The organism is Streptomyces europaeiscabiei, from assembly GCF_001550375.1.
Classification (GTDB): domain Bacteria; phylum Actinomycetota; class Actinomycetes; order Streptomycetales; family Streptomycetaceae; genus Streptomyces; species Streptomyces europaeiscabiei.
The window spans coordinates 1-5,393 of the sequence record NZ_LRTR01000639.1 but is presented as its reverse complement, the minus strand read 5'-3'; the positions used below and the strand labels follow the sequence as shown (position 1 = coordinate 5,393).

General features: G+C 68.5%; 5 protein-coding genes and 1 pseudogene. All 6 read right to left on the bottom strand.

Translation table 11 applies throughout. The features are described from left to right. Positions 1–56: 56 nt before the first annotated feature. A complete protein-coding gene (locus AWZ10_RS31095) occupies positions 57–1,697 on the bottom strand; it encodes a M4 family metallopeptidase (RefSeq protein ID WP_060892623.1) in 1,641 nt (546 codons plus the stop codon). Between the two features lie 127 nt (positions 1,698–1,824). Then, positions 1,825–2,508 carry a hypothetical protein gene (locus AWZ10_RS31090; RefSeq protein ID WP_052769753.1) on the bottom strand — a complete coding sequence of 228 codons (684 nt, stop codon included), beginning with the start codon at positions 2,506–2,508 and terminating at the stop codon, positions 1,825–1,827. Between the two features lie 3 nt (positions 2,509–2,511). After that, the gene (locus tag AWZ10_RS46970) at positions 2,512–2,991 is read right to left on the bottom strand and encodes a DUF6192 family protein (protein WP_276145750.1); all 480 of its coding nucleotides are present in this window, start codon (positions 2,989–2,991) and stop codon (positions 2,512–2,514) included. Positions 2,992–3,007: 16 nt separating this feature from the next. Continuing rightward, positions 3,008–3,415 carry a DUF6192 family protein gene (locus AWZ10_RS55240; RefSeq protein WP_279616650.1) on the bottom strand — a complete coding sequence of 136 codons (408 nt, stop codon included), beginning with the start codon at positions 3,413–3,415 and terminating at the stop codon, positions 3,008–3,010. A gap of 762 nt (positions 3,416–4,177) precedes the next feature. Next, a complete protein-coding gene (locus tag AWZ10_RS31080) occupies positions 4,178–4,555 on the bottom strand; it encodes a hypothetical protein (RefSeq protein WP_046708866.1) in 378 nt (125 codons plus the stop codon). Positions 4,556–4,753: 198 nt separating this feature from the next. Beyond that, positions 4,754–5,393, bottom strand: a pseudogene (locus tag AWZ10_RS31075) (NF041680 family putative transposase); the annotation flags it as partial.

Sequence of the window (5,393 nt, the reverse complement as noted above, 5' to 3'; positions counted from 1 at the left end):
CGGTCCCGGACTCGGGACCGGAGCGGCCGCGTGACGCGTCGGGCGCAGGGTGACGCTCAGTTCACGTTGACCGCGCTCCAGGCCGCCGCCACCGTGGCGTGTTCCGTGCTGCCCGCGCCGTAGAGGTCGCGGGCCGCGTTCAGGGTGGCGGTCCTCGCTGCGGCGTAGTTCGTCGAGGACGTCATGTAGACGGTCAGGGCGCGATACCAGATCGCGCCGAGCTTGGCGCGGCCGATGCCCGTGACGGTCAAGTCGTTGTACGTAGGGGAGTTGTAGGTGACCCCGTTGATCGTCTTGGCGCCGCTGCCCTCCGCGAGGAGGTAGGCGAAGTGGTTGGCGACGCCGGACGAGTAATGGACGCTGAGCTTGGCGACCGAACTGCTCCAGTAGTCCGCGGAGCGGCCGTCCTTGCTCGGCTTATCCATGTGACGCAGGGCGTCCTGCGGGAAGCCGGAGCGGACGACCTTCTCGCCGATCAGGTAGTCGCCGGTGTCCTGCGGGTTCCCCGCGTAGAACTCGACCAGAGTTCCCAGGATGTCGGACGTCGCCTCGTTCAGGCCGCCGGACTCGCCCGAGTAGACCAGTCTGGCGGTTCTCGAGGTCACGCCGTGGGACATCTCGTGGGCGGCCACGTCCAGCCCGACCATCGGCCCGAAGTAGGTACCGTCACCGTCGCCATAGGACATGCAGAAGCAACTGTCGTCCCAGAAGGCGTTGGAGAGGTTGTTGCCGTAGTGGACGCGGTTGTAGGAGCCCTTGCCGTCGTTGCCGATGCCGTTGCGGCCGTGGACGTTCTTGTAGTAGTCCCAGGTCATGTCGCTGCCGTACTGGGCGTCGACGGCGACTGTCGAACGGTCGGCGGTCGTACCCGTGCCCCAGTGGTTGTCGTCGTCCGTGAAGAGGGTCACGGGGGCACCGCTGCTGCAGGCACCGCTGCACACGTCTGTCTTGTTGCCTGCGTCAGCGGTGTAAGTGCCGCCGCGCGTGGGGTCCTTGAGCTGGTAAGCCGATCCCGAGAGGGTTGTCTCCAGCGCGAGCGTGCCGCCGTAGAGGGACTTGCCGTCGCCGGTGGCCGTCTCCATGGTGTCCCAGGAGTCGATCTGGGCACCGGTGCGGGCATCGGTCAGGACTGTGCGGGCGACCGGGTTGCCGAGCGCATCCAGCCCGGTGGTGTTCGTGCGCCAGGCCAGTCTTGGGGCACCGTGCAGGGCGTCGACGACAAGTTGGGGCTTGGCCTTCACCTGCTTCAGTGCGTCGCCCGAATGGGCCGCGCGCAGAGCGTTCACGGCGATGTCGGTCGCCTTGGGGGCTGAGACCTTCGGGGTGGTGCTCGGCAGCGAGATCGCCGCCCTCACCGCCCGGTCAGCGTCGCGGTATGTGCCGTCGGGGGCCATGTGGACGACGAAGTCGCCACCGAGCACGAGGAGTTGGTGGTACGTACGGTCATAGCGAACGTGCTGGGCGCCGTCCTTGTCCACCACCACGTCACTCACGGAGGTGTCCTGCGCGGAGGTGAGACCCAGGGCAGCGGCCCGGTCGGCGAGGACCGCCGCGGCGTTGTCAAGGGCGGTGGTACGGGTCGGCCTGTCGGCCGCGTCGGCGGCCGGGGCGAATAAGCCGGCCAGCAGTGTGGCGGTGGCGGCGATGCCGGCGGTGGCGAGACGGGAACCTTGGACGTGCTGCCGTATCCGACTCATCGGTGTCTTTTGTCTCCTGGAGAAAGGGCCGTGGGGGGTGGGCGCCGGGGGGCACACGAGGGCGCACCCGGAGCGGCACTGGGGGCGGTGCTGATCTTGCCCTGGCATTCAAGAGGGCAGAGACCTGTCATGTCCATACCCGCCACGCGACGGATCGGAGAAGGGCGGCGACGGGAGAGAATCGTTTCCGTGGCCGACCTCGAAGCCCTTGAACCGCGGCAGCGCGAATTCGGCGCCCATAATTCGGGACGCGTCGACTGGCGACATCGGCCGTTGGTCGCGGCCGGGGACTTGATCGAGCCGGAGGGCGGCCTGATATCCGCGGAGGGTTCCTGGTCCAGAGGGCAGAACCCATGCGCTCCGGTATCGGGGCAGCCCGCAAGGCTCCGCCGGCCTTGCACATGCCCAGGTTGGCCAGCAGTTGAAGGGTGGACTCGATCGCGCCCATCTGGGCCATGACGGTGCGGATATAGGGGTCGTCGGGGGTCTTGGTCTGGTGCGGGAGGAGGGTCCCGGCGATGAAGTTGGCGACGCGGTGGTGCACGGCGTGGAAGAAGGCACGCTCGTAGCCGATCCACACCTCCGGCGCATCGTCCAGCAGCCGGTATCCCCACTTCCTGTCCCAGGTCACGGGTGGCAGACCGCGGGCGGCGGCGACCTGGCGCAGGTGCGCGAGCCCGGTGTGGATCTGCGCGCGGGTGCGTTCGGTGGCGGCCATGAGCTGGGTGATGGTCAGTCCGGCGGGGCGGGCCTCCTGCAGGGCGCTGAGGATCGCTTCGGCGTGGACGTGAGCGGGGACTCCCCGCCCCATCGCCTACTCACCCGAGCCTTTCAGCAGCCTCATCAGCTGCTCGTCCAGGTCGAACTCGCCTCGGGTGACGGCGTTCTCGATCCAGTCGGCCGCGGCACGTACCCGGGCAAGGCCCCGACCGATGGTGTCGCGTTCGGCGTCGTCGTAGTGCTCGCCGCGCAGGCTGGGAACGATCCTGCCGGCTGTGGCGGCGAACTGCGCGCAGGCCGCGACCAGGTCCATGAACTGGGCGCTGTGCTCCATGCGCTGCAGTTGCGGGGCTGCCTCCTGGTGCACGAACTGGGCCTGCTGGCGGAACCGGTCGAACTGGGCTTCGTTGACCGCGTGCCGGGCGGTGTCGTCGGCCATCGCCCTGTCGGCGACCGCCGGACGGCGCAGGAAGTCGGTGGTCACCACCGCCGCGACCGCGTCGTCGGTGGCCAGGTCGTGGATCGCCTCGACCTTCTCCTGGACGCTCTCCGGGGAGTCGACCTTCCAGCCCACGACCCGCTTCGCGCTGTCATGCGTCCACCGGGCCTGTCCGCCGCGCGGGCTGGGCGGGGGGGGTGGTGACCGCCTCGAAACGCTCCTGGTCATCGGGGATGCTGGCCAGGATCTTGTGGATCGTGTGCGAGACGTCCGCCCGCCGGCGCTCCTTCGCCCAGCGCGAGGACACCCACCGGTAACTGCGGACCGTCGTGTAGGCCAGGCCGACGTCTTCGGCGAACATGCGGAGGGCCTCGCTGACCGTGAACAGGTCGTCCTTCCCTGACGGATTCGCACCCCCATACGAACGCATCGGCTCGATTTCCACAGCCGCATCCCCGAGCCGCCACTGGGCACTGCTCATCGTCGTGACCCAGTCCCGGCCCAGCTTGACCAGCTCGTCGTAGCGATCCCGGGTCACACTCCCGATCATCGCGGGCATCCGGACATCACCCCCGACGGACCCGGGTGCGGCACCTTGGCCATGCCGTCAACTTGCCCCGGCAGGCCGTCACTCCGCACCATCCAGCCGACTCCAGGCACCTGCCAGGGGCGCACGGCCCCGCAGTGAAGCACGATGACAGCCACCGAATGCGCGGTCTCACAACCCGGTGTCCGCCGCGCGCCGTCTGTGCCAGGCCCGTTTGCGGCAGACGGTAGAGCAGTACATTGCCGAGGCAGGATGGTCGACCCCGACCGTCCACGACGTCCCGCACTCCGGGCAACTGGACGTCACACCGACCTTCACCGCCTCGGTTCTCGCCCTCGCTCGCCGCATCCGCCGCCAATGCCGCGATCGGCAGACGGACGAGCAGAAGACCGCTGTCGCCCTTGCCGACGGCATCAGCGGACCACCGCACCCACGGCACAACCGAGGCCCATCATCGCGGTCGTCCGTGACCACAACCAGCCTCAGCCGAGGAACGCCGTCCCTGCGCATGCTGCCACCGTACGAAACGAAGTTGGCCGTCGGCAGTCCCCCACCGTGGCTTCGAACGTGTCGGTTGGCCCCAGGAGAACGAGAAGCCATTCGCAGCCACCCACCGCGAGGTCGAAGAGCCTGGGGTCAGTAAGCGGCGGTCCGGATGCGCATCTCGTCCTGGCGAGCGGACCGGGGTCCTCCAGGCCGCCGTACCGGCTGATAGAGCGGAGGTGCCGCTCGTCCTGCACGCCGTATGAGCATCCGTTTCGGGGGGCAGGCCTCTCAGTCCGAGTCCTCCTTCCTCGTGAGCTCGGCCAGCTCGTCGAAAGTACGGATCAGGACTGCGCGTCGCTCGTCCTTGTAACCCGATGAAGGCGTCAAGGCGTCGATGTGGCCCTCCCATACCGCCATGAACGTCTTCTTCCACCCCGCGACCACCTCGGCCTCGGGCAGCGACGCCCCCACGTACCCCTGCCGCGCCAGAAGGCTCAGCAGCTCCAGGTTGGCCGGCACCGCGATTCCCCAGTACTCGTCGGGCTCGATCTCGACCGGGTCGCCGGCCATCGCGTCCGCTACCTCGGTGATGAGCCGGTCCGTGAGGATCGACAGGTGGTCTGCGGCCGTGTCGCTGTCGAAGTTGCCGGTTCCCCAGTCGCCCATGGGTCTCCTCTGCTGGTTGGGTCGGTACGCACGAGTTGTATCAGCGCGTACTGACAACCGGACCGCACAGAGGTGCGGCAGGCAGGGATGTCCGGAACGACGTGGCCAGGTCTCATGTGTCAGAGCCGGTAGTCGCCCGTCGGCCATCTTCCCGCCGCCTGGCATGCCCGGATCAGGAACAGGCACTGACCTTGTTCTTTATGGTCTGGCCTGGTCGCGTTCGGTGATCGTCTCGGGTCGTTTCACGGTTTTGCCCACGTCGTAGCGGGTGGCGAGCCGCCGGTTCTTGGAGCCGAGCGGTCTGCCGGGGCCTGGCCGGGTGTGTTTCGGCGCACGGGCGGGGCAGCTCAGGGCGGGGCGGAGGTTTCTGAACCCTCGGCGGACCCGGACCGGGGTGAGCCGGCCGGGCTCCGCGGGCTTCTCCCAGGGGCGGCGGAGGTCCTCGGCGAGCGGGCGGGTGAGCCGGAGTTGGGTGTGGGCGGTGATGACCAGCCACGTCCAGCGGTCCGCCGCCTCAGGAGTACGGACTTTCGGCCGGGTCCAGCCGAGCGGCTGCTTGATCATGCGGAAGGTGTGTTCAAGATCGAAGCGGCGCAGGAACGACTGCCAGCGCAGATCGACGTCCGCGCCGGTCATCCCGGTCTTGGAGGACCACAGCCAGACCGGCAGCGGGTCCCCTCCGCCGGGTAGGTGATCGACCTGGAGGCGGATCAACGTCCCCTCAAGGATGGGGAGTTCACCGTCATGTCCGATCCAGGCCGACCGGGTAGTAAGCCGCGGGTGGATCCGGTCCCAGGCCATCGTCTGCGCGGTGCCGTAGCGGTCGGTGACCTGCGTG